The sequence below is a fragment of the Bacillus sp. FDAARGOS_527 genome (assembly GCF_003812125.1).
GTDB lineage: Bacteria > Bacillota > Bacilli > Bacillales > Bacillaceae_G > Bacillus_A > Bacillus_A paranthracis.
In genome coordinates this window covers 1,431,030-1,457,158 of record NZ_CP033795.1, presented here as the reverse complement: position 1 = coordinate 1,457,158, position 26,129 = coordinate 1,431,030, and the positions used below count along the sequence as shown (strand labels likewise).

The 26,129-nt window shown below is 33.4% G+C and carries 24 protein-coding genes and 2 pseudogenes; 3 read left to right on the top strand and 23 right to left on the bottom strand.

The genetic code is table 11. The features are described from left to right. Positions 1-48 precede the first annotated feature (48 nt). From EGX95_RS09875 to EGX95_RS09845, 7 genes and pseudogenes are all read right to left on the bottom strand, one after another. Positions 49-1,278: an MFS transporter gene (locus EGX95_RS09875; RefSeq protein ID WP_000097177.1), complete on the bottom strand. Its 1,230-nt coding sequence runs from the start codon at positions 1,276-1,278 to the stop codon at positions 49-51. 1 nt (position 1,279) lies between these two features. Then, the gene (locus tag EGX95_RS09870; RefSeq protein WP_000780354.1) at positions 1,280-1,816 is read right to left on the bottom strand and encodes an NADPH-dependent FMN reductase; all 537 of its coding nucleotides are present in this window, start codon (positions 1,814-1,816) and stop codon (positions 1,280-1,282) included. A gap of 145 nt (positions 1,817-1,961) precedes the next feature. Beyond that, a complete protein-coding gene (locus EGX95_RS09865) occupies positions 1,962-3,116 on the bottom strand; it encodes a CgeB family protein (RefSeq protein WP_000420439.1) in 1,155 nt (384 codons plus the stop codon). A 34-nt stretch (positions 3,117-3,150) separates the two neighbouring features. After that, positions 3,151-4,371 carry a tetratricopeptide repeat-containing glycosyltransferase gene (locus EGX95_RS09860; protein WP_000526205.1) on the bottom strand — a complete coding sequence of 407 codons (1,221 nt, stop codon included), beginning with the start codon at positions 4,369-4,371 and terminating at the stop codon, positions 3,151-3,153. Positions 4,372-4,598: 227 nt separating this feature from the next. Continuing rightward, positions 4,599-4,880: pseudogene (locus tag EGX95_RS09855) on the bottom strand (hypothetical protein); the annotation flags it as partial. Between the two features lie 506 nt (positions 4,881-5,386). Then, the gene (locus EGX95_RS09850) at positions 5,387-6,718 is read right to left on the bottom strand and encodes an erythromycin esterase family protein (protein ID WP_123805493.1); all 1,332 of its coding nucleotides are present in this window, start codon (positions 6,716-6,718) and stop codon (positions 5,387-5,389) included. 152 nt (positions 6,719-6,870) lie between these two features. After that, on the bottom strand, positions 6,871-8,028 hold the full coding sequence (locus tag EGX95_RS09845; RefSeq protein ID WP_000857775.1) for a serine hydrolase domain-containing protein: 1,158 nt from the start codon (positions 8,026-8,028) through the stop codon (positions 6,871-6,873). Between the two features lie 649 nt (positions 8,029-8,677). On the opposite strand from EGX95_RS09845, the gene EGX95_RS09840 reads away from it, so the two are divergent. Continuing rightward, on the top strand, positions 8,678-9,580 hold the full coding sequence (locus tag EGX95_RS09840; protein ID WP_000932678.1) for an ABC transporter permease subunit: 903 nt from the start codon (positions 8,678-8,680) through the stop codon (positions 9,578-9,580). Beyond that, on the top strand, positions 9,577-10,596 hold the full coding sequence (locus tag EGX95_RS09835) for an ABC transporter permease (RefSeq protein WP_000836573.1): 1,020 nt from the start codon (positions 9,577-9,579) through the stop codon (positions 10,594-10,596). The genes EGX95_RS09840 and EGX95_RS09835 overlap by 4 nt, the downstream gene beginning before the upstream one ends. 150 nt (positions 10,597-10,746) lie before the next feature. On the opposite strand, the gene adhP is transcribed toward EGX95_RS09835, so the two are convergent. From adhP to EGX95_RS09800, 6 genes and pseudogenes are all read right to left on the bottom strand, one after another. After that, complete coding sequence (gene adhP, locus EGX95_RS09830; RefSeq protein WP_000649112.1) at positions 10,747-11,784, bottom strand: alcohol dehydrogenase AdhP; 1,038 nt, start codon at positions 11,782-11,784, stop codon at positions 10,747-10,749. A 314-nt stretch (positions 11,785-12,098) separates the two neighbouring features. Beyond that, positions 12,099-12,954, bottom strand: a pseudogene (locus tag EGX95_RS30720) (MurR/RpiR family transcriptional regulator). 198 nt (positions 12,955-13,152) lie between these two features. Continuing rightward, positions 13,153-13,782, bottom strand: a complete 630-nt coding sequence (locus EGX95_RS09815; RefSeq protein WP_000694648.1) for a response regulator — start codon at positions 13,780-13,782, stop codon at positions 13,153-13,155. A 14-nt stretch (positions 13,783-13,796) separates the two neighbouring features. Continuing rightward, entirely contained in the window at positions 13,797-14,894 is a 1,098-nt protein-coding gene (locus EGX95_RS09810; RefSeq protein WP_014297812.1) for a GAF domain-containing sensor histidine kinase, read from the bottom strand. A gap of 177 nt (positions 14,895-15,071) precedes the next feature. Beyond that, entirely contained in the window at positions 15,072-15,965 is an 894-nt protein-coding gene (locus EGX95_RS09805) for a mechanosensitive ion channel family protein (protein WP_000055422.1), read from the bottom strand. 300 nt (positions 15,966-16,265) lie between these two features. Beyond that, a complete protein-coding gene (locus tag EGX95_RS09800; protein ID WP_001245059.1) occupies positions 16,266-16,703 on the bottom strand; it encodes an Hsp20/alpha crystallin family protein in 438 nt (145 codons plus the stop codon). A 225-nt stretch (positions 16,704-16,928) separates the two neighbouring features. Between EGX95_RS09800 and EGX95_RS09795 the strand changes: the two genes are divergently transcribed. Beyond that, entirely contained in the window at positions 16,929-17,378 is a 450-nt protein-coding gene (locus EGX95_RS09795) for an NUDIX hydrolase (RefSeq protein WP_000540503.1), read from the top strand. A gap of 36 nt (positions 17,379-17,414) precedes the next feature. Here the strand turns inward: EGX95_RS09795 and EGX95_RS09790 are convergent, their stop codons facing one another. The 10 genes from EGX95_RS09790 to asnB form a co-directional block, all read right to left on the bottom strand. After that, positions 17,415-17,963, bottom strand: a complete 549-nt coding sequence (locus tag EGX95_RS09790; RefSeq protein ID WP_000816773.1) for a cysteine hydrolase family protein — start codon at positions 17,961-17,963, stop codon at positions 17,415-17,417. 114 nt (positions 17,964-18,077) lie between these two features. Then, complete coding sequence (locus EGX95_RS30715) at positions 18,078-18,215, bottom strand: hypothetical protein (RefSeq protein ID WP_163247587.1); 138 nt, start codon at positions 18,213-18,215, stop codon at positions 18,078-18,080. A 182-nt stretch (positions 18,216-18,397) separates the two neighbouring features. Then, positions 18,398-18,886: a hypothetical protein gene (locus EGX95_RS09785; RefSeq protein WP_000713489.1), complete on the bottom strand. Its 489-nt coding sequence runs from the start codon at positions 18,884-18,886 to the stop codon at positions 18,398-18,400. A gap of 258 nt (positions 18,887-19,144) precedes the next feature. Continuing rightward, positions 19,145-19,792: a nitroreductase family protein gene (locus tag EGX95_RS09780; protein WP_001105300.1), complete on the bottom strand. Its 648-nt coding sequence runs from the start codon at positions 19,790-19,792 to the stop codon at positions 19,145-19,147. 98 nt (positions 19,793-19,890) lie between these two features. Beyond that, positions 19,891-20,766, bottom strand: coding sequence for a D-amino-acid transaminase (gene dat, locus EGX95_RS09775; protein WP_000648392.1), 876 nt, complete (start codon positions 20,764-20,766; stop codon positions 19,891-19,893). Positions 20,767-20,892: 126 nt separating this feature from the next. Next, positions 20,893-21,855 (bottom strand): ABC transporter substrate-binding protein, encoded by a 963-nt coding sequence (locus EGX95_RS09770; RefSeq protein ID WP_000124635.1) that lies wholly within the window; start codon positions 21,853-21,855, stop codon positions 20,893-20,895. Positions 21,856-21,993: 138 nt separating this feature from the next. Further along, on the bottom strand, positions 21,994-22,848 hold the full coding sequence (locus EGX95_RS09765; RefSeq protein WP_000481805.1) for a phosphatase PAP2 family protein: 855 nt from the start codon (positions 22,846-22,848) through the stop codon (positions 21,994-21,996). Between the two features lie 384 nt (positions 22,849-23,232). Further along, complete coding sequence (locus tag EGX95_RS09760) at positions 23,233-23,562, bottom strand: hypothetical protein (protein WP_000200474.1); 330 nt, start codon at positions 23,560-23,562, stop codon at positions 23,233-23,235. A gap of 48 nt (positions 23,563-23,610) precedes the next feature. Further along, a complete protein-coding gene (locus tag EGX95_RS09755) occupies positions 23,611-23,970 on the bottom strand; it encodes a GNAT family N-acetyltransferase (protein WP_000627508.1) in 360 nt (119 codons plus the stop codon). 93 nt (positions 23,971-24,063) lie between these two features. Beyond that, positions 24,064-25,965 carry an asparagine synthase (glutamine-hydrolyzing) gene (asnB, locus tag EGX95_RS09750; protein WP_000333816.1) on the bottom strand — a complete coding sequence of 634 codons (1,902 nt, stop codon included), beginning with the start codon at positions 25,963-25,965 and terminating at the stop codon, positions 24,064-24,066. Between the last annotated feature and the right edge of the window lie 164 nt (positions 25,966-26,129).

Sequence of the window (26,129 nt, the reverse complement as noted above, 5' to 3'; positions counted from 1 at the left end):
CCTTTCTTTTTATTATATAAAAAAAGAAAGGGAGGCAGAAGTGTTTTTTCAAACGATTGATTTATTAGAAACATTCGCCGCTACTTTACGTTGTGATAGTACATAATAAATAGCGATTCCTAATGAGAAGATCAATATACAGCTTAATACGTAAAACGGGAGCATTACCCCAGCTTTAGATACACCAGCTGTAAACAGCATTAATAATACGATTCGTATCCCTGTACCAATTAATCGAAATAAGCTGTCTACACGTCCCATTACTTCGTTTGGAATTTCCTCCATCATCAATACATTTCTCGCCACTCTTGTCCCCGCATTTCCAATCGCATGAAAAATCGCTAGTCCATATAACAACATTACGGAAGGTTCAATAATCATTGCGGTAATTGAAATTACATAAATGCACATCGTCATAACGATTGAAACTTCTGTTTTGACATATTTCATTATGAGTGGAATACAGATTCCTGCAACAACAGCTCCAACACCGTACATCATTCCCTCTATCGCGTATACAGAGGCATTAGCTTTAAGTATATCCGAAATATAAACTGGTATTAAATAATTTGCCATCATGACACCTATAAACGGCATATAAGTGGCAAGTAAGAACCAAAAGAGCTTAGGACGGTTTTTCATAAAGTGAATTCCTTCGAACAATTGCTTCTTAAATGTTATTTTCTTTTTAATCTCTTTTTTCTTGACATACGGTATACATAAAAACAGCAAAAATGCTCCTGCAAAAGTTAACATATCTACTAACAATATCCACTTCAAAGACACAACTTCAATTAGAAAGCTCGCGGCTGCTCCTGAAATAACTTGTGTTAACTGTCCTTGTATTTCCATCGTTCCACTTAAACTTTTATAATGTTCTGCTTGAAAAATTTCTTGGTTGAACGCAAAAATTGTAGGATAAAATAATAGATAGTAAAAAGAGCCTGCTATATAAATAAGAATATAATGAATAGAATGATAGGATTGCCCAGCAAATCCCCATATAACCATTATTCCGATTACGGCTATCCCAATACCTTCATTACATAATAATAAAGATTTTCTTGAAAAACGATCAATACTTTGCCCGATAAACGGAGTTAACAAAAACATAATCAGTGTTGAGATGATGGAAACATAACCAAACGTTGTCTCTCCTCCACTCTCTTTAATTAACAACCATGGAATCGTTATCATTACAATACCGGAACCAATAGCTGATAGACTATTGGCCCCTAGAATGAAATACAAGCGTGAATCTTTATAAAGAGATGACATATCACTCAACTCCTAGTTGCTTTTTCACCTCTTTATATACGCTCATATATGCTTTCAATTCTTTAACTACATCATGAATTAATGGTTTTGCATCTTCCCCAAGTTCACCATCTTGCACATGTAATCCATCAAGAACAACTTGTTTTGGAATTGCATTTGCATAAACACCTCTAGCGACCGTTCGCATGCTGTTTAATGCATTTATTCCACCTTTACCGCCACCGGCAACCGCTAACAACGCAACTGGTTTATGAATAAATTCATTACTACTTAAGTAATCTAAAGAGTTTTTCAGCGCACCGCTCATCGCATTATGATATTCTGGTGTACATAATACAACCCCATCCGCAGCTTTCACTAACGTTTTTAATTTTTTCACTGCCTCTAAATCACGTTGTGACTCTTCTCCATTGTATAAAGGTAACTCCTCAATTGCTAAATCATATAATTCCCCTTCAAATTGATCCGCAATATATTTTGCCACCACGCGAGTTCTACCAAATTTTCTTGGTGTACCGTTAATAACAACTAGTTTCATGATTATTTCTCCCCTTTGTTTTCAATTTCTACTTATATATTATCAGAAATTTCTATACAAAATACAATATAAAGAGTTAACTTGTTTCATAAAATAGTATGATAAACAAAAAAAGAACTCATACTTTCGTATGAGTTTCGTACAATTACTTTGTTTCATCTCTCATGCTCAATGTACCTAAACTTTCATTTGCTTTAAAATGGTTATATGCTTTTTCCGCTAATCTTTTCCGTTCTTCTGGTAATTCTATATATTTCATTACGTTTTCAATTATTTTTTCATACGGAGTAAATACAATTCCCGGCCACTCTATTTCGTCCTCTGGGTTACTATTTTCCGAAATAATAAATCTCTTATTTGCCACTGCATAAGAAACGCGAGGAGTTTCAAGGATGCCCGATAAGTAAAAATGAATATTTAATATAATTTTAGCTCTAGCAATCAATTCATTTCTAACAATTCCCCACGCATTATTTTTAAAAACTATATTTAAATTCGGGGCAACTGCTTTTAATTGATCGAATATAGCTTGCCGCCTTGGGTTAAGAGCACCTATAAACAGTATATCAATGTCTTCCGTAATCTCATCTTCAAATGCATCTTTTTTTATTTCCAAAGTTGGAGCATAGTTCATTTCTACATGTTTTATTTCTTTTCCTACCCCTTTTTGTTTAAGCCATTCTATATTTTGTTTACTATAATCCCAAATCACTCTATCTTTTAATAATATTAAATAAAGGGGGTGCGCATATGGACTTCCTTCGTATAGCTGTTCTAAATTATAAATAATTGCATCTTTCGGAAGAAGGTTTGGGTTATATGCGTATGTATGTGCTCCAAAAACAACTGTATTCTTTACATTTTCCAGTATTGTTTCTGATATAATTGCTGTATTTCCCTCCTGCTCCAACCGCCACTTTAAAGCTCGCGCAACATCTATAAAACTACCATACGTCTTTGGGCATATAAACAGAGAATAATCATATTCTTTATTCAAATAAGCTTCCATTAGTCTTAAATTATTTTTATATAAATCCACATCCGGATATTTCAGTAAAAGATCATTTGCATGTTTTTTTGCTACTTTATATAATCCAGCATAATAAGCAGCGATGCATCTTCTTAATTCGATTCTTTCCCGATGTTCATCTGATACATCCATGTTTAAAAGAAGATTTGCGATACAATACGCTTTTAAATGATCACGATCATAATAATAGTCTAGTAGTGGCATCAATTCTTCATACGTATTTCCATGCACAGATTCCCCTAGTTCTAGCGCCCATCGTATTAATTCCATTATTACTCCACTACTCCTTTAACCGAAATTGTATTTAATAAAATTTCGCATTACTTTCTACCATATTTGCTATATGCAACGGTAACTCATCTTTTTTCGATTCCAAAAATTTTTGTGACACTGCACCTAAATGCTTTTTATGTGGTATATAAAAAGCATTTATAGAAATCTCATAGTCAAATAAGTAATCATACACATGATAATCTACAAATAGAAGATCATTTTTCGGAAAAGGAATTTCCTTCCCTTGCAGGGCATACATCAAAGCAATATTATTTTGAGATTTTAATCGATACATTCTTGCAAGTTGATATAATGGCTCAGCCCTAGTTGGTCTATATTCCCACGCTTTTTGAAAATAAAGAACAGCTAATGCTGTATATTGCTCTTCTTGTTTCTTAGCATTTTCTTTTTCATCCGCTTCTGTTACTTCAAGTTGTTTATTTGCTGAACGAGTTGCTAGTTGTTCATAACAAAATCCTATTCGCAATAACGAATAGAATACCTCTTCAACCCATCCGCCTGCTTCCACTCGTTTTTTATACCATTTAATCGAATCTTCAAATTGACTTAAATGAAAATAAGTTTGGGCTAAATAAAATAAATATCTTATATGCAAGTCTGGCGTTGTTTCTGGGTCGTTTATTCCTTGTAACAACAACCTCTCATCTCTTTCAAATTTATCGGCTTTACTACCACCATCCCCAGGATCGTTAACGACAAGCGTCTCTAGCCTAGCTACTCTCGTATTGTAATTCGCTCCAACTTTTGAACGATCTATATCCCAATACTCATGAGTAACACCGACAGATTTCCATGGTAAAGAAGCTTTTAAAAGGCGTGTAAGCCAATACTTAATATGAATATCATATTGCAATGTAAGATAATGATCTTCTGTTAAACTCGTCTTATCAAATTCGGGATCAACTTCTAATATCATATCTGCATCTAATATTAATAAATAATCTGCTTCTGGATATGTTTTTTGTGCCAATGAAACAGCTAAACTTCTGTTATAACCAAAGTTTTTAAATGGTTCATGATGAACTGTTCCAGGGATTTCATTTTCTTTACACCAATTTTCAATAATTTCAGGTGTATGATCAGTTGATCCAGTATCACAAATAGAAACAAAATCTACAATTGATTTCGTAGCATTTAAACATCTTTCCATAATTCTAGACTCGTTTTTAACAATCATACAAAGACATAACTTTTTTTCTTCCCCTGCATTCTTCACTTGCTCATTTCCCATTTAACCACCTCATATTTTTTTAACACGCTCTCTCCATATGTAACATCATTTCTTAGCTACACTGATGACATAATCATCCTTTTACTATTTATGAAAACTTCATTTTATTTATTCTTATTTTTATGTTGGGACATATTTCATGCCTTCCTTTACATTTGATACATCCCGTACAAAAAACAATGATTGATTGGTATTTTTAAATTTAATATTTCTTTTCAAAAACATCCTTATTTTTTCACAACTTCATGTCCACCGAACTGATTACGTAATGCTGAAACTACTTTTCCATGGAATGTATCATCTTCCTGAGAACGATAGCGCATAAATAATGACATAGCGATAACTGGTGCTGCAGCTTGCAGTTCAAGTGCAGTTTCAACAGTCCATTTTCCTTCTCCTGAAGAGTTCATTACACCTTTAATGCCATCTAGTTTCGGATCTTCTGCAAATGCTTTTTCAGTTAAGTCCATTAACCAACCACGGATAACTGATCCGTTCGCCCATACTTTTTTATCAAGTTATAAAAAGAAATTTTTTTTCATAACAAAAAAATAAATCCCCTCATTCTATTTCATTTACATACTCTATGTAGCTTTTCCGTCCGGTAAAATTGCATCATATTCGTTTTGCAACACACTTTTTTTCTAGTTTTTCGGTAACTATTTTTTTAGCTTAATGGGTATGTTGTTCGTTGTACAATACCTACATTTTAGTAATATTTCGTAAGGTATTAAGAGATAAAAACGTTTAAATTCCTTGACCAAATTGTTGTAATAGATCAGATACAAAAACGCCATCCTTTCCTATGATTCTATAGAAAGAATAGCGTTTTTTTCATTTTAGATAGAATTTTATTTTGTTAACTTGATAATACTGTGCTTCTATCCCACATCGTCTCTAATTTGAAAACATTTATTCCATTTAATAATCCTTTAATGAAAATAACCTAACTGACATATTCAAACAACTCTATTGCCCCTAACACTACACTTCATTAAGGTATATTATTCTAAATTTATTGATGTAGTTGAGATGGACTCACTTTTTGAATTTGAACAAGTATATCAAACGCTTTACCTAATGATATATCAACTGTTTTTGGTATATCAGGCCCTTCGGTAGTTACTCCAGCGAAAATTGGATGTTGTTCGTTCAACCAAGTTTTTGTTACGCCGTTTGCCTTACGTAAATCAATAAAAAATTGATCTTTTTTAACTTGTCCAAAGATGTAGTTATAACTGTTTGGATCATCCGATTTTAATATTCCATATGGGCCAAATTCACCATCGTTATTCTTGACATTGTATTGTCCTTCATAAACTGACGTTCCAATAGATACGTACTGTTTTCCATAATACTCTGCTAAATACTGCCCAGCTACTTTAGGGTATACAAAAGGAAGCATATTTGTTTTCGAAACGTGGCCATTATGCCCCCATACAATAGTTTTTCCTAAATGTTCTTCAGTCCACTTCGCATTTTCATACATTGCAATATCATGTTTCAAATATAAATCAGATGGTTTATCAGGAGGTGACGTTAACATTGTAGTAAACTGTTCAATAATACGAGCATTTTGTTTTATCCATGCGAACTCTTTAGATTTCCCATTTAAATAACTTTTATTTTCCTCTAATAAAGCACTAATTTGTTTAGCATCTGAAATATACTTTTCTTTTTCTTCTTTCGTAAGGCTTTCAAAAGTATTCATATCCTTTGTTACAGGAATAAGACCTTTTATCTTCTCTTCTACCCTCGGCACAAGTTTTGAATTGGTTCTTTTAACATATTCTATTATATTGTTATAAACATTCTTGTTTACTGATTGAATGTCCATCCCGATGATACGCACTTTAGATTTATGTTTTGGATTAGCATTATATTGCCGAATCCAATCAAGTAAATCTAACATTTCTTTCGTCTTAAATATAGGTGATAGATGTTGGCTTGGATCTCCCTTACCAGTAAGAACATATCGATCAAGTTCTAAAGCTCTGTCCCACCCCTCTTCTAAAACTAGGTTGGTAAAGCCCTTTTCAGATACTAAATAATTCACAATACGGTTTTTCATCGTAAAAACTTCATGAGCCCCATGCGTAGCTTCACCTAAACCTACAATTGAAGCTGAACCCACCATATTCTTAAGTGGTTTTAAATCATTAAAAGGTTCATTTGGATTGGTTGTTTTTAAAGGCTTCGCGTGCATTTCTAACCATTCCGCTATTTGATTTTTATTGTAAGGAGCTGTAACAGAAACTCCTGTTTTCGAGTCTGCATAAGTACTTCCTACAAAATTAGTCAGTATTATAGCAGAAACACCAAGTGCAGTAATCATTTTCTTTTTCATAAAACCCTCCTGAAATATTTACTTAAAACGATAGAGTTCTTTTATACTTAATTACGAGTATTAAATTTTTTTGAGCAAGTTGTTTTTTGCACCAAAATGGTATATTTCAAACTATAAAACTATGACAAAACTTATCCCGTTTTCCTTTTTGCCTACTTGCTAAATTCAGCAAGTAAAATACTTTTAAAAGGATCAGGATTACTAAAGTTAAAGCTGTTCAAATTGACGGCCAATGTATGCTTACCTCCAAGTGTTCCACCAACAAAAGTGGAAAACCCTAGCACACTACCTCTGTGTCCCCATACCGAGACACCGTTCGGAAGCTTAAATTCAACGATTCCAAGACCATATCCCGCTCCTTCTCTATCTGTAGGAACTGTAGTAAGCATTTGATTTAGCTGCTGTTCCTTCAGTAATTTACCACTGAGTAAGTAAGAGAAGAATTTATTTAAATCGTCAGCAGTAGAAATTATATCTCCATCCGAGCTACCTGGGTTCATATATGTAACGTCTTTTAGCTCACTTGCTCCGTCTAGTTGGAAATAGCCACGGGCATGCTTGGTGCCTGGGATCACGCTTGAATTACCAGGTAGGAATGTATTTGACAAATCAAGCGGTTCAATAATCCGATTTTCAACCTCTTCCGCATAGCTGTTGCCAGTTACTTTTTCAATAAGGATCCCCAGTAATACGTATCCTGTGTTTGAATAAGACCAACCCTTTCCCGGGGCAAAGTCTGGGGGAAGAGAAATCCCCATCTTTACAAATTCTTCAGCCGTATACGATTTTTTTATATCCGTAATATCGAAGTCTTTTGAATTTATATAGTCAGCAATACCACTTGTATGATTCAATATTTGCCGGATTGTAATCTGGTTACCATCATATCCGTTTCCTTGAATGACACCAGGCAACCATTTTTCAATGGAGTCATCTAGATTCAAACGGTTCTCTCCAGATAATTGCAGTAGCACTGTTGCAATGAACGTTTTCGTCACACTGCCAATACGAAAGCGAAAATCTGCTTTCATTGGTTTCTTAGTTCTCAGATCCGCTACCCCAGCGGTATAACTCCAAGTTTTACCACCCTTAGAAATTTGAGCGAGTATTCCCGGATATCCAAGTTGCAGTGCATCCCGGATTGCTTTCTTAACGGAATTTCGATCGCTTTGCGCACTTGTTTGTAACGAACTAGATACATTTTGCGTGGGTTCTGCTTTTACAATTGAGTTTGGTGTTATGTATAACAGGGAACTTCCAGCTATTAAAAGTGCTAGACTTCCACATATAAATTTACTGCGTGTTTTCATAAAGCATTCCTCTCCTCTATTTAAATTGTATTGCTGGCTGATTTATGTCATATGCTAATCACACAGCTATCAACCCTCCCAATGATAAAAGTCAATACTGAATTTGCAATCATCTATAGACCAATTATTTCTTCAAACAACTCTCTGACCTAATAAATGATTAATCCCTCTTCTTCAGATATCTGTTAACTTCTATAATTTCTTCTTTTCTTCCATAGCGTTTTATTAATTAATTTGTGTTTATATAAATAGATAGTAACTACTCCCCCTCCCGTTCTTCTCTATATTTTGATCATACACATTGAAAATCTCTTTTTTCTTACTCCTTCCTTACAAATTCCTTACGTTCCAAACTACTTCTATATTTCGGTGGTTTTTGTTTTAAGAAAACTTAGTTCTATTAACTTGGTAACATTGGAATAACACCAAATGCCAATCAACTGAAGTAAAGTAAATGCTTTGAAAATGGAAATACTGGGCATTTCTCTTGATGGACATAGAAATCCGGTCCTCAATATAGAGATTTCCTTATGTAAATATATTCCGTATTATAATTATAAAATCCAATTAATTTCTTATTTTTCAGAAAAATATAAAAATATCCCGGAATTTATTGTATAATGTTGTAAAAAGATGTCGGAGGGATTTAATGTTAAATAAAATATCTCAATTTACAATTAAGCTTTCATCCATTCTTTTATCACTTTTACTATTATTAAATTTACCTTATTTATTTATCACTCAAAATGGATTTACCTTTCAACCCATTCTTTTTTTTAATCAGATTGTTACAATGTTAAAGGAAGTTTTCTCCCCTGAATCATTAGTGGTTATAGGATCAGACCCGAAATTTGGTAGTTTCAAAAAAACACCTTTATTCCCAACTGTTTTAGAACCTTACCTATATTCATTTACTGTATTATTTTTAGCCTTTTTACTTGCGCTCTTTCTATCATCTAGCATGGCATTTTTTTATTTTTTAGCAAAAGATTATATAAAAAAATGGATAAATCGAATTGTGTTCATATTAGAAGCTGTCCCTGATATGATGATGATGATTTGTTTGCAAATATTTTTTATATGGGTACTTAAAAAATTCGGTGAATCTCCTGTCACCATTATTTCTTTTAATGAAAATCGAGCTTATTTACTCCCTATTTTATCTTTAGCAGTCTTACCTACATTACAAATGTTTCGAATGATGGTGTTATACATAAAAGAAGAACATGGAAAAGATTATGTAGAGGTTGCCTATGGAAAAGGCCTTTCATCAAGTTATATACTATGCATTCATTTATTCAAAAATATATCTATTCACTTCTTCCACCATTTAAAAACGATTTTTGTTTTCTTACTTTCTAATTTATTCATTTTAGAATTTGTTTTTAATATGGAAGGTATTATTCAATTCTTATTTAATAAGGCGTTTATTTCACCTCCAGCTGCATTTATCGTACTGGTTATGATTATTTTACCGTTTTATACTATTTTTCAAATAATCTCATTCATGATGAATAGATGGCAAAAGCAATTGAAAGGAGTAGCATTATGAAATCTATTTGGAAATCAAAACGCTTTTTAATCGGCTTTACATATTTATTCATACTTATTTCAGCTAGTTTTATTTATAGTTGGTTCTTTAAAGATAATATCCCAAAACCTCCTCAGTTACTTTACAATGACAATAACGAATTACTTGGAAAGGCTCCCTTTCCACCATCGTTAATTCCGCCTTTTGGATCTGATCGTTTTGGAGAGTCTGTTTTCTTACAAATTGTAGAAGGAGCAAAATTCACTATTTTATTAGCCGTGGCAATTAGCTTCTTTCGAATTTTATTCGGAACATGTATAGGAATTCTCTTAAGTTTATATGCTCCAAAATTCAAGAGATTTTTCCAAGCATGCTCAGAAGTTTTTTATTATATTCCAACTCTATTTATCGCATTCATACTCATCACGCCCGTTAATATTGTAATCACATCAAATGCTGATGGGTTAGATCCAAATATTTCATTTACGTTTTATCAAGTACTCGTACTTATTTTCGTTGCGCTGCCTACACTTTCTTTATATATATCCTCAGAGGTTGATGAATTTATGAAACGAGATTACATTTTAAGTTCACAATTATTGGGTGCTAGCCGTTTTCATATTATGAAAAAACACTTACGAGTCTTATTACTTGACCGCTTATTTGTATTATTTATGGAACATATCGTCCAAACACTCATACTCGTTATCCATTTAGCGTTGCTTAACATTGTAATTGGTGGGATACAAATGCGTGAACTGTATGACGGAGTGCTCAGACCTGTTTCTCTATCTAATGATTGGGCAGGCCTTATTGGCTTAAATCGTAATGAAATGAATCTTTCATGGTGGATCATTTTTTATACTCTCGCTTCATTCTTTATTACGATTCTATTTATTAAGCTTATGACACTCGGGATTCAAGATGCACTGAAAGCAAGAGATTCGCAAACTGTAGCAATTCAAACCGTTCCTGATCATAAAAAATTTGTTAAAAATAAAGATTCCTTTTCGTTTGTAAATAAAGTGAACCTTTAATCCTGTCTCATTAATCAAGTATGAATTGGCATTGATATTAGTAGAATATAAAAAAGATGATCCCTATTGCATACAGGGATCATCTTTTTATGCAGTCTAACTTTTTTACATGTACTTTGTTAGACGCATACTTTTTATATTTAAAGTGAATTATTTGCAATCACAATTATGCTGTTTAAAATCGATTACCATACGTCCTTGAATTCGACCTTGTTCCATTTCTTCGAATACATTTTGTACTTTATCTAGAGAACAAGTTTGAACAACAGGCACTACTTTTCCTTCTGCACCGAACATAAATGCCTCTTCTAGATCCTTACGAGTACCGACTAGAGAGCCAACCACTTCAATTCCATCTAGTACAAGTCGCGGAATATTTAAATCCATCGTTTCTACTGGTAAACCTACTGCAACGACTTTACCACAAGCACGTACTGCATCAACTGCAGAGTTGAATGCTACTTTTGAAACAGCTGTTACTACAGCAGCATAAGCACCACCAAACTCATCTTGAACAATCTTATCAGCAGGACCTTGAGAAATTGGATTGATTGTCATATCAGCTCCAACCTCTTTTGCTAAGGCTAATTTATCGTCATTAATATCTACTGCAATTACCTTTGCACCAAATACGTTTTTAGCATATTGAATAGCTAGGTTACCTAATCCACCACAACCATAGATGACGATAGGTTGGCCAGGTTTAATATTTGATACTTTTATAGCTTTATATGTAGTTACACCCGCACATGTGATTGATGATGCTTGAGCTGGATCTAATCCTTCTGGTACTTTCACCGCATAATCAGCTGTCACAATACATTGTTCAGCCATACCACCATCTACTGAATAACCAGCATTCTTAACTTCACGGCAAAATGTTTCCCTACCTGTTACGCAATATTCGCAACGCCCACAAGATTGGAACATCCATGCAATACTTACACGGTCTCCCACCTTTAGTGACGTAACATCATCAGCAATCTTCGTCACAATACCTATACCCTCATGACCAAGAATACGGCCATCTGTGTTTCCAAAATCATGATTCGCAACGTGTAAATCAGTATGACAAACCCCACAATACTCTACATCTACTAGTGCTTCACCTGAGTGTAACGGACGTAATTCCTTTTCAATAACTTCAATGTTTGCTTTACTATTTTTATTAACTACTACTGCTTTCATATGTGATCTCCCCTTTAGTGTTTTAGAATTTTTCATGAGTTCATCTCATAACTTCTGTCTTCACTAGTTTGGCTAATCATTACACCAAATGTAAGTGTTCAATCATCATTACATATTCATCATAACATGACACTTCATAAACATTTTGTGAATTTATGAACAATGTTTGAATTATTGCATAAGTTGGTTTTTATTTTATATTTTTAAAATATGAGAGCCTCTCACTAACTATAAGTAAGTCGCATATTTCTACAAGAAAATAAATCAGTAAACTATTCGCCAATAAAAAAAGCTCTTCATTTGAAGAGCTTTTCTTATATTCGTTTCATTGAAATCGTTTCACGTATACTTTGTAAATTTTTTAGTGTTTCCTCTTGTCGTTGCAGCGACAATCCTACATACAAAGTATCTAATAAGCTTAACTGTGCTAACCGTGATGAACTTGCTTCTGTGCGGAATTCTGTCTCACGTGTTGAAGTATAGAGCGTTATATCAGCAAGTTGACTTAATGCCGATTTCTGATAGCTCGTAATCGCAATAATTTTAGCTCCTCTTGCTCTCGCTATTTCTAATGCTTCAAGTAACCTTTTATTGCTACCAGGATGAGAAATGCCGATAACAACTGAATTTTTCGAGAGCAAACCTGCTCCCATAATTTGAAAATGCGAATCCGTATGAGCGATACATGAAATACCCGTTCTCATAAACTTATGATACGCATCCATCGCAATAATACCAGAGCCACCATTTCCGTAAAACTCAATACGGCTTGCTTCTTGTAAGACTTTTACAGCTTGCTCTAATGCTGTATCATTTAACAAATGCAATGTATCTTGTAGTCCTGTAATATGTGAATGAAAAACTTTTTTTAGCAACAGTTACCATACTATCTTCTGCTGAAACTTCTTCATGAATATTTTGCATCGGCGTATGTACAATTTCACGAGCTAATGTAATCTTTAAATCTTGAAATCCCTGCAAGCCAAGGTGTTTACATAAGCGGAATATCGTAGCTTCAGAACTATTTGTAACTTCTGCTAATTCAGTAATAGATTTATGTACAACATCTTGCGGATGTTTCAAAATATGTTCGGCAATACTTCGTAATTTCGGTGACAAACCGTTTAACGAAGCCTGAATCTTTCCAATTCCACTTCTCGTTTCAGGCATAGCGTATCTTAGCTTTATCCCGTAAAAAACCAATTGGTGTGGGCAAATAATCAGTGGGGATAGACCCTCCACTGATTAAAGTTTCACTTTATTGTACCTAATTATTGAAAGAAGAAAAACCTTTATTCAGCATTACTATAAATTTTTAATTGTTCCTATGTATTCTTTCATAATAAGTGACACAATTATTCATACTTATTATTTCTCGCCGTGTTTCACTGCGTACAATGCAGCTTGCGTACGATCATCTACTTCCAATTTAGCTAAAATATTTGAAACATGTGTTTTCACAGTTTGTTCTGTAATATGAAGCTCTGCTGCAATTTCCTTATTACTTCGCCCTTTCGCAATTTCACGAAGTACCTCTTGCTCTCTTTTTGTTAACATGGAAAAAGGATTTTCTTTTTTGACTGCTGACCGTCCTAATAGTGCTGGTGTTATTTTCGGATGAAAATTCGCATTTCCTTGGTGTACTGCAACGATAGAAGCTACAAGTTGTTCAGGTTGTACTTCTTTTAATTGATAGCCATCTGCTCCAGCTTCAAGTGCTGGTATAACATAATCTTGCTCTGAAAAACTGCTTAATATTAGTATCTTTATTGTTTCATCATATTGTTTTATTCGTTTTGTTGCTTCAATACCATCCATCTTCGGCATTGATAGGTCCATTAATACTACATCTGGTCTTTCCGTTCGAACGAATGTGAATGCCTCTTCACCATTTTCCGCTTCCCCAACTATTTCAAATTCTTCTCTCGTTTTCAAAAAGAATACAAGTCCTCTTCGAACGATATGATGATCCTCAACTAGTAGTAATTTAATTTTCAACCTTCTTCTCCCCTTCAAACTGGCAATTGAATTTCAATTTTCGTACCCTTTTTCAGCTCAGTTTTTATTTGAAATGATCCCCTCATTAACTGAATTCGCTCCTTCATACTTTTTAAACCGAGCGCTGACTCTCTTACGTGATCTTGTATAAATCCTATTCCGTTATCCTCTATGTAAAAATACAGCTGGTTATTTTCTATTTTCAAAAGAACATTTACCTTTTCACATGAAGCATGTTTTTTACAATTATGTATTGCTTCTTGACTAATACGCCATAAAACTTCTTCTATTTCATCTCCAATTGAAACCATTCCATCAATTCGAACTTCCACGTGAATTCCTAACAACTTTCCGTAATTTTTAATTGCTTCTGCTAATCCTTTCTCTAATCCTTCCGGTCTTAATTGCCAAATCAAAAGTGTCATCTCTTGTAATGCTTCTTGTGATAATTCTCCAATATAGCTCAACATCTCTTGCAAGTCTCTATCTTGCGTCATATTTAGAGTACCTTTTGCGGTTAGCATAATAGAAAATAACAATTGTTTTACTGAATCATGTAAATCACGTGCAAGTCGATTTCGTTCAGCTACTACTACATATTTACGTTCTTTATCCACTAACTGAATACGTTGGATTGTCGTCCCTATTTGAAATGCAATTGATTCTAATAATGCTAATTCTTCCTCTGAAAAATGTGTTTTTTGAGGCGCGGCCACATTTAAGAGACCAAACTTCTCCGACCCGGACCTTAATGGAATTGTCGCATGGTGCGTAACATCTTCGGTATCTCCCCAATTACATTCAATCGCATCCTCTATCCGCTTACATTCAATAATATTAGTCGCTTTTTCTAATCTTCCATTTACAAAACGCTCTACACACCAGCAGTCTCCTTCACACATCGGCTTCTTCTCTTGCCACGTAAGAGCTGGCGGTAAGTTTTGATCTACAAGCATACGGTGTTTTCCGCTTTCATCAATAAAAAAGATCCAGCCTGTTTGTAAATTCATAACTTGCAACAATGTATGTAACACTTTTTCTAACATGTCTTGTAAGTCCGTTGCTTCATTTAATAATTCAGCAATTTCTTTTAATGCTTCTAAACGATGCATCTCTTTTTCTTCAAAGTTCATTTTCATCACCATCTATCATTATAACATTAAGAAATTTCTAAATTCTACAAATTAAAAAGAACTGAATTCCTTCAGCTCTTTTTTATATCAATCATTTTATTATTATTTTTCTATCCAATGTTGAAAGCAGCACTTCCGTTACCAAACTATTCTACTTTAGCTGTCCGATAAAGATTGTCCACCTTGGCTATGCTGTAAACTTTCAGTAGTAACAACCATATTTGCTGCTGGCATTTGCACTTGATTCTTATGGAACATAGACATTAATTCAAATCTTACTTGTCTAGAAGTTTCAAAATAATCTTCCGGTTTTATTAAACCTGTAATACAAAATTCATATCCAACGTATTTCAGATTCGGGTTTAAATCTGTAACACCAACATATTTAAATGGTTCAACAGCTTCATCCTCTACTTTATAAAGACTTGGGGCCAATTTTTCATTACAATTCACACAAACTTCTTCTAACAATTCCTTAACTCTTGTAGGATTTTCCTGATAACTTACTGTAATCCGTTCAATTACGCGCATCCAGCCTTTATTAAAATTTTGTATCGTTCTAATCTCTCCATGTGGTATGGTAAGGAGTTTTCCTGACCATTCACGAATTTGCATAAAACGAATACTAATTTCCTCAATTGTTCCTGAGTTTGTTCCGTTAAAAGTAACAAAATCGCCAACACGAAACTCTTTGTCCGCTAATCTCGCAAAGCCTAATATAACATCTTTCAGCATCTGTTGTGCAGCAAAACCGATAACAACCCCTGCTATCCCTGCACCTGCAATGATACTTTTTATATCTACAAATTGGCTAATTAAATATATAATTAGACTGATGATAATGATATATCTAAAAATAGATCGAATCACACTTTGAATCGTTTGCTCTACCTCTTCATCAAAAAAGCTTGATTTCCTAAAAAACCAATCAATAATGCGGTTTATTACAAAAGAAATAATGATTAGAACGAAAGCAAATAGTAAAAATCTTAAAAGCAAAAACTCCCTTACATAATTAAAAAATTCTTCAGTATACGTTAATAAACTCATCTAACCACTTCCTTACTAATTAAAAAATTCATAATCGTCTCAGTTTATTCTAGGAAAATCTATTATCCTAATCTAAAATGTCACTACCCTTACTATGTATTTTGACTTTATTACTAATTCAGTTTATACAGTATGTCTAGATGTTCTTTTTCCTTTCCCTTTAAATATACCCTTTTTAATAACCTAAGGGGGAGCAAATCTTGAAATTTTTTTATACGTTAAAACTTTATTCATCTCATTATGATTTCAACTCATTTATTCATTAACTACGTAAAAAAAGAGCTGAATTTATCAGCTCTTTTATTCGATATTAATTGTTGTCTTACTACTTTTTTCTTCTTTCAATTTTGGCAATTCAATTGTCAGTACGCCATCTTTATAATTTGCTTTAACATTTTCTTCCTCAACTTGTTTAAAATTAAAGCGTCGAGTTACAGAACCTATAGAACGTTCTTTACGAATATATATGCCATTCTCATTTTTTTCTTCTACTTCATTATGATTAGTTGCTTGAATCGTTAATACATCTTGTTCAAATTCAACTTGAATGTTTTCTTTTTGAAAACCTGGTAAATCTGCTTTCACTGTATATTTATCAGATTGTTCATGAACATCTACTTTAAAAGTATCCATGTTCATCGGTTTAAAGAAAGCATCTGTCATCCCCTCTAATAAAGAAGGCCCAAAATCAAAAATACCATTTTGACGTTTTGTTATTTCTGGAAATAAATTACGCATATTTTTTCCTCCTTATTGTTTATGAATGAAAGATTATCTCTTTCTGTCTTTATTATAACATTTGGTCAAAAAAGGTCAAAGATTTTATTTGACCTTTTTTGATGTATATTTTACCAAATAACACAAATAAGTTATATGTCATCTCTCCCCTTATAAAGAGGAATATATTTACATAATAACGAATAGTTTATTTGCTTTTATTTTTTCTTACGGAGGTTACATACAATGGGATATATTGAAGAACTTAGAGAAGTTGTCGGATCAAGACCACTCAATCTAGCAGGAGTTGCTGTAGCTGTTTTCAATGAACAAGGACAAATATTACTTCAGCAAAGGCAAAATGGTATTTGGGGTGTTCCTGGTGGATTCGTTGAACTTGGTGAATCCACAGAAGAAGCTGGGAGACGAGAAGTGCTCGAAGAAACAGGGATTGAAATAGGAACCTTACAATTAATAAGCGTATTTTCTGGAAAAGAATTTTTTGTAAAATTACCGAACGGTGATGAATTTTACCCTATAACTATTGCCTACCTTTGCAAAAACATTACAGGCGGTACGTTAAAAGCTGATGGAATTGAATCATTACATGTACAATTTTTTGATATAAATGCGTTACCAGAAAAAATAAGCCCGTTCATAAAAAAACTAATCGAGCAAAATGTCGTTTCTATTTAAACGTAAAAAAGAGACCTTTTTTAAAGGTCTCTTTTTTCACTTCACTTCTGCGTTTAAACAAGATTTAAAATGTCCAAGTGCATATTCATGCCCTTGCGCATTGAAAGATGCAACCGCCTTTTCAAAAACTACAATTTTAAATCCTTTATTATAAGCATCTACTGCTGTGTGAAGAACACAAATATCAGTGCAAACACCTACAAGATGAACTTCTTCTATTCCTCTTTCTCGTAACTTCATCTCTAGGTCTGTTCCTGCAAATGCACTATATCGTGTTTTATCCATATAATATACATTCTCTGCATTTTTATATGTTTCATACACATCTTGTAATTCACCAAATAACTCTCTTCCATTTGTACCGGCTATGTTATGAGGCGGGAATAACTTTGATTCAGGATGATATACATCATTTTCTTCATGTATATCGATGGCAAAGACTACGTAATCTCCATTTTCAATATATTGCTTCGTTAAATGGACAATTTCCTTCTCAATTTCTTGTCCTGGTTTTCCGCATGTTAAAGCACCTTTCTCAGCTACAAAATCATATGTATAATCAATATTAATAAGAGCTCGTTTCATAACCACTATCTCTCCTTCTTCTGTTTCACAGTAAACAATAGAAAATTTGTTATTACGACATCGTATGTACTATTCGACATTTCAAATGAAATACCTACATTTTTCTTCTGAAACTTACCTTAGTCCGAGTTTATCATATAATAGAGAAACAATGGTAAAACAAATAGCTCCTTTTAATAAGTCATGAATTTGATCCTTGAGCGTAACTTGTATAACCTCTTGTATCATAAACCAAATTACTGCCATCCTCATACTAATCAAGACGATATAAATACACCGATTCACATCTTCAACCTTTTTTCTATCATAGTAGTAACAAGTGATTTCTTTCTATTTAATTGTATTAGAAAACGAAACAAGTGATTCACTATTGTACATTCTAGTCCAAACAAAAAAGCACACTACTTTTTTGAGTAATGTACTTTTTATCCTTATTAAGACGCAGGTTTTGTCTCAAATGTCGCTTGATTAAAACTAATAACCTTTCCTTTCGGGTCATTGTTTTCATACTGAACTGCAGTAATCGTATGACTACCTGTTTCAAGCGCCTTTTCTTTTAATTGTACTGTTGTCTGTGTTGTACTAGTTACTTGATGTTTATCTGCAAATACTTGATCTACAAATACGAATGTTTCTTTATCATTTTGAAAATTAGAAAGCTCTAATTCCACGTGTTGAATTAAAGTATCCTTTTTGATGAATACGGTTGGTATATTGCCATTGTCAGAAGTACCATCTGGAGTAATAACTTTCACTTTTCCTTCTCCAATTGGCATTACGCCTTCAGGAAATACAACTATATTCTCATTACTTGCGTTTACGACTTGTTCTTCAGGCTTTGATTGTGTACCCTCTTTTTCCTTTGGAGCACCGCAACCAACTAATAACAATACAGACAATCCAGTGATTATGAATTTTTTCAAAATTCATCCCCCCTGTCATTTCATTATAATTTATTATACAAAAATAACTTTTAAATTTTAAGACTACTTTCAACACTTTCATGAACAACTAGAATCTTGCTCACGATTAATGTATCATACTTTCCTTAATAGAACATTAATTTTTTTTATGAAATAAATAGTAATTTCCTCTTATCTATCATTTTAGCCCAACATATGAATTACATACCCTCAAAAATAAAAAGACATTGTTAATTCAATGTCTTTTCTATACAGCAATTAAAAAACAAACGTTGTAATCTCATCTACTTCTTTTCTTGGAAGTTTCTTCGGTTTATCTTTCGGAAATCCGAGTGAAATAACCATATTTATTTGCTTTTCAGGCTCAATTTGTAAATATTGTCGTAGTTCATCTTGAGCTAACAATACTGGCCCTGTCATTGGGCATGTACCAAGCCCCTTCGCATGTGCAGCTAACATTAAGTTTTGTGCCGCTAAACAGCTACTCTTAATTCCTTCTTCTTCCCAAACTGAATCTGGAACAAAAGCAATCGGATCAAATATCTTTTCACGGAACTTTGATTCATATGGCGTTGCCAAACATACGATTAATACTGGTGCCTCCGAGAAAGCTGTCGCATATGGTCCGAAAGAACGTGTAAGTAATTTCCCTGCTTTCTCTTCTCCATTTTCTGCTGCTTTTGCCGCAAGTTTATGTAATGCATCCCACGTCATTTGTTCAATTTCTTTAATTTTCTCTCGGTTCATAATGACCAAGAACTCCCAAGTTTGTGAGTTCGTATCACTCGGTGCATAACGAGCACAATCAATAATTTCTTTTATATCACTAGTGGATACTTCTTGTTCTGTGAACTTTCTAACACTTCGTCTACCGTGAATTACTTCTTTAAAATCTTCATAATTCATACATTAAATCCCCTTTTTACAGCGTTTTCAAATCTTGTCCTATGTTTGAATTATATCATGAAAAAAAGCTGGAAGAATACCAGCTTTTTTCTTCAATATTAGTTCGTAACTTTAAACAAACGAATACTTTCTTCATATGCAACTTGGAGTTTCTTTGTAATCGGTCCTCTTTCGCCGTTCCCGAACTGCTCGTCACCAATTTGAACGACTGGGAATATTTCAAGTGGCGTCGCTGTGAAGAAGCATTCATCGGCCTCATATACTTCTTGAAGTGGAAATTCTCTTTCTTCTACTTCAATATGTAGCTCTTTCGCTAATGTAATAACGTAGTGACGTGTAATGCCGTGTAGAATGAAATTGTCAGCCGGATGTGTAATCAATTTATTATTTTTCACCATAAAGAAATTTGAATGACACCCTTCCGTTACAATTCCATCTCGTACTAATATCGCTTCTTGATAGCCTTGTTCGTTTATTTTATTTTTGATCATAATATTAGGTAGCAGGTTTAAGGATTTTATATGACAAAACTTCCAGCGTATATCCTCTTCTACAGTAACTTTTATTCCTCGTTCCATAGCAGCAATTGGTCGTGGAAAAGAAACAATGTTTGCAAAATATGTTGGTTGCATATTTGACTCATATACATGATTACGTGCTTGAACCCCTCTTGATATTTGCAAATATACATTCCCATCTTCTTGAAATTTATTTTTTTCAATCATTTGATATAACTCTTCCACTAACTCTTCCTTAGTAAACGGTGGAATTAATTTTATTTCTTCCATAGAATGAAAGAATCGTTCTAAATGTAAATCTAATAAATGTGGCTTCCCATCATATAGTCTGAATACCTCGTATATACCATCACCAAATTGAAAGCCTCTCTCCTCTAATGGAATCATCGGCTGTTCTTCCTTCGTATTTACAATTCTTCCGTTAAATACAATCCAATCTTTATGAGTAGCTTTCATTTATTCCCACTCCTTTATTTCATGATTGTTTTAATTGTACAACTTATGCACGATCAAAAGAAGGAATTTTCTGTATTTTAACAAAATAAAAAGTGCATCACCTATTTAAAGTGATGCACTTTTTATTTACTTCAGAAAATATTTTTCAATATCATCTAACATAAGATTTGCAGCTACAATACCACCTGCTGTATTCCAAATCACTTCATCTACTTGGAATACTTTATTCTCTTTAGAAGCCTGCAGTTGTTTAAATATTGGATCTTCTGTCCATTCTTTTGCTAATGTATTTCCTTCATTATTCTTATCCGCGTCTTTATCAGATGTGAAATAGAATAAATAATCCCCGTCCATATTTGGAATTTGCTCTTTTGTAATTCCTTTAATTGCAAATTCATCTTTATCTTGTAATGGTGGTCGTTTAAATCCAATATCATTTAATACAACACCTGAGAATGAATTTTTTTGATAAATACGAACGTCACCAGGGACGAAACGAATAATAGAAACTTTAGAGTTAACTTTATCACCTAATTTTTCTTTTATTCCTGCAATACGCTTTTTATAATCATTAAGAGCATTTTGCCCTTCTCTTTCTTTATTTACAGCTTTCGTATAAAGTGTAAAGTTTTCTTTCCAATCACCGCGTAATGTTTCAGCATATACTGTTGGCGCGATTTCTTTTAATTGTTCGTATATTTTTTCGTGACGCATTTTATTTCCGATAATTAAATCCGGCTGAAGCTTCATTACTGCTTCTAAATTAATGTCACGCTCAGTTCCTACTACTTTCGTATTTTTTAACTCTTTCGCTAAATGAGGATACCATTCATCACCAGCTCGTGGTTTCGTCGTTCCAACCGGCGTTACTCCAACAGATAAAAGTGCCTCAGCCCCCTCATTTGTTAAAACAACAACTCTTTTTGGCGTACCATTCACTGTCGTTTCGCCCATTGCATGTTTTATCGTATACGAATCTTTTGCTTTAGCTGATGTCTCATTTTCTTTCTTCTCTTCTTTACTACACCCTGCGATTATGATCGTTAGTAGCATAACGCAAAATATAAGTATATTTTTAGTGCGTGCCATAAGTCCTCCTAGTTGAAATTGATTATCATTTACTTTTTAAAGATTAATGTATATATCATACATTGTCAATAGATATATCAGAAAACTTTTTCAATATATATAATTTAGACCTCATTTTTATTCAAACTATTTTTATATTTATTTGCTACTCACATTTTTTATTCGTAACATGTGAAACATAAATGGACATAAGAAAGTAATTGTAAATCCAGTCAATACATAACGTAAATAATACATATCAGGTATGACTTTTTTTAATAGGAGCTGTACCACTAACAAAATACTAAGACCCAATACTGTTTTTGACACTTGTATTTTTAAATTATTAGTTTCATTCATTTTAATAAAATGATTTTCTAGCATAATACCAATCGTAGAACCTGTCAAAACTCCTAGCAATTTAAAATTATCTATTTGGTCTGTCATAAAATACAGAATAAGTGAAACTACCAATACAATTCGTTGTAACAATATAAATTTCCTATTACTTAATTTTATTGTTACTTTCGTATATAAATAAACAACGATGACACTAATTAAAACAGCCCCCATTATATCACTGAGCCAATGTACGCGTAAATATAAACGAGAAGTAGCAACTAATATAATAAAAACAATACCAATGATCCAAATGATTCTCTTTTTACATAAAATCATGAATGAACCCCAAAACGTTGTCGCTAACTGCACGTGGGTACTTGGGAAAGAATAACTTACAGCTGATTTTTCATATAAAGATTGAATTCCATCGTATGTATACGGTCGTGGAATTTTCATAAATTCTTTTATCACTATCCCTATATATCCAGAAAAACAAAGCATAACAATCATATAAAATGCCTTTCTTTTAGAAACGCACCAATATAAAAACGAAATAATAACTAAATACAATGTTTCATTTGCAAGACTAGATACAAGTTTAAAAAATGTTGTAAGTACACTTCCTTCGAAACTTGTCATCCATTCAAGAAATAACATATCAATATTAAACATACAAAATGATACCTCCCTAAAATTTAATTCTGCTATTTTTTAACACTTCATATAAAGTGAAACTTTAATCAGTGGGGGTTTTCTTCATCCCCCACTGATTATTAGCCCTAACCAATCGGACTTTTATGGGCAGCCGGACCCCCACCTAACTTCTTTGCTTTCGCTGAATTTTGAGGTAGGGTTCTTACTGCCCATTAAAGTGGGATAAACTAGTTGATTAACATTTCAAATTTATACACCTACTTACTTTACATGTTAAGAACATATAGTACCACATACTAATAATAGATAACATGTTAAAACATCCAATCATTTTTATAGATTTCCAATAATTTTTGGGCTTTATATACAAAATCACTCTAATTACAAATAAAAAAACCGCCCTTAAGTAAGGCGGTTACTATCATTTTGCTTTAACCAATTTAATATAAATATATACGATTGATAGTGAATATAACGTATGCAAAATAAAAGAAATAAAAGGGCTATTCCAGTGGTACTATACAGCAAACCAAACTTCAAAAAAATATTTAACAGCGGTGGAAAGTTCGTTATGTTTTGTAATGTAAGTAGCATACAAAACAAAAGGAAAAACACTGGAGCATATTGTAATTCATACGGCTTTCTCTTCTTATTCATTCTTTTTTGAATAAGCATATGGCTTAGCTCCGCTACTAAAAAACACCCTCCAATTAATACAAGACCTGAAGTCATCGTCATACATCCACCTGCCTTATATTTATCCCGCATAACTACTCATCACTATATTTTCTTCACATATATTCCATCTCCCTCATTAAACCCAAAGCTCTCTATAAATGATTTTGCTTGTTCTGTTAATTCCGTTTGTACTACCTTTATCTCTTTCACATTTCTTTCTTTCATCATTGTTTCAAATGTAAAATACGCATTTGTTCCATAACCGTAACTTTGATAATCAAAGTGAATAATTAACTGAGATAAAACCGCAGTCTCCCCTTGAACACGATAATCTATTACACCAATATATGTATCATCGACTTTCACACAATACTGTACCTGTTTCTCACTTAAACTATGTGAGTGAAACATTTCTTTAACAACGCTTTCATTTTCTACAGTTACTTTTTCAAACGTAATCATATGTTGTCCATCCTTTTACTATTATTGTATCAATCATACGTCCTATTTATGAAAAAAACCTTAAGACCGTATGCGATCTTAAGGTTTTTCTAATTAAACTAAGCTATACGCACGTTTCGTTTCTTCGTGGAACTTATTCGTATCGTATTTATGCTCAACATAAATTTGATGCCATACCATAAACGCAAGTACAGTCCAAATTTTACGGCTATAATCGCCTTTATCTGCACAATGTGCTTCCAGTAAGTTTAATACATACTGTTTGTCGATTAAATGCTCTGTCTTACTCTCGTTTATAATATTGATAGCCCAATCATGCATTTCGTCTTTTAACCAGTGACGAATTGGTACTGGGAATCCAAGTTTTTTACGATCTAATACGTGATCTGGAACGATTCCGCGTGCTGCTTCACGTAAAATAGCTTTCGTAGTTCCGTTAGCAATCTTAAATTCAGTTGGAATTTTAGATGCAACATCGAATACTTCTTTATCTAAGAACGGTACACGAAGTTCTAATGAGTTCGCCATTGTCATTTTATCAGCTTTTAATAAAATGTCACCGCGTAACCAAGTGAACATGTCAATGTATTGCATTTTACTTACATCATCATAATCTTTAATCTCGTTATACAATGGTTTCGTGATATCCATATAGTTAACACTTTCATTGTAATACTTCATTAATTCAGCTTTCTCTTCTTCACGGAAGATTTTCGCGTTTCCATAGTAACGCTCTTCAATTGGCGTACATCCACGCTCTAGGAAGCTCTTTCCTTTAAAGCCTTCTTTAAGAGCACCACTTAATGCTTTTAGAACGCTCTTACCTGGGCTAGGAATGTAAGAGAACATTTTCAGTGAGTTTGGCTCACGGTAAATGTTATAACCACCAAATAGCTCGTCTGCCCCTTCACCTGAAAGAACAACTGTTACATGTTTACGTGCTTCTTTAGCAACGAAGTACAACGGTACAGCTGCTGGATCAGCTAAAGGATCATCCATATGCCAAATGATTTTTGGAAACTCATCCATAAACTCTTTTGCAGAAATGAATACATTATGGTTTTTAACGCCCAATTTCTCAGCAGTTTCTTTCGCAACATCAACTTCACTGAAACCACGTTGCTCAAAACCAACAGAGAATGTTAAAAGATTTGGATTCATTTCTCTTGCGATAGAAGCGATGATAGATGAATCGATACCACCAGATAAGAATGAACCTACTGGTACATCACTGCGCATATGCACTTTTACTGAATCATATAACACATCACGAATTGCTTGGATATGTTCCTCTTTCGTTGCACTTGAAGCATTGAAATAAGGCTTCCAGTAGCGATGGATTTCCATCTCTTTACCAATTTCTTTCACGAAATAATGACCAGGCTCGATTTTATTAACATCAATTGTTAATGTTTCTGGCTCTGGACCATATTGATACGTAAAGTAATGTTGTAGAGACGTTGGATTAACACCTTTATCTTCCATCACATGCATAATACTTTTCTTCTCAGATGCGAAGAATGTAGTATCACCTTGTTGTGCGATGTATAAAGGTTTAATACCGAAGTGATCACGTGCACCGAAAAGTTTCTTCTCTTCACGATCCCAAATCATAAATGCAAACATACCACGAAGGTAGTCTACACATTTTTCTTTCATATGTGCATACAATGCAATGATAACTTCTGTATCAGATTGCGTTGCAAACGTTGCACCTTTTTCAAGTAACATTTCACGTAATTCTACATAGTTGTAAATTTCACCATTAAAAATAATTACATATCGATCATTTTCATAAGTTAGCGGCTGATGTCCTGCCTCTAAGTCAATGATACTTAAACGGCGGAAGCCAAATTGTACATGTTCATCACGAAAATATCCTTCGTCATCTGGACCACGGTGGAAAATCATCGTGTTCATATTTTCAAATTGATGTTTTTCTGTTTCTGAAAACTCTCTAGGGTTTTCACATAAACATCCTACAAAACCACACATACTTCTTACCCTCTTTCAGTTTTCATTCTGTCTCTATACTACTATATCAACCCTATTTATACTAGCATAATCAACTGAATATGGCGACCAAAAACTATAAAAAAATCACTCCATTTCACATTTTTAACATTTTTTTATGAAAACATGAAAACTAGGCACTCACC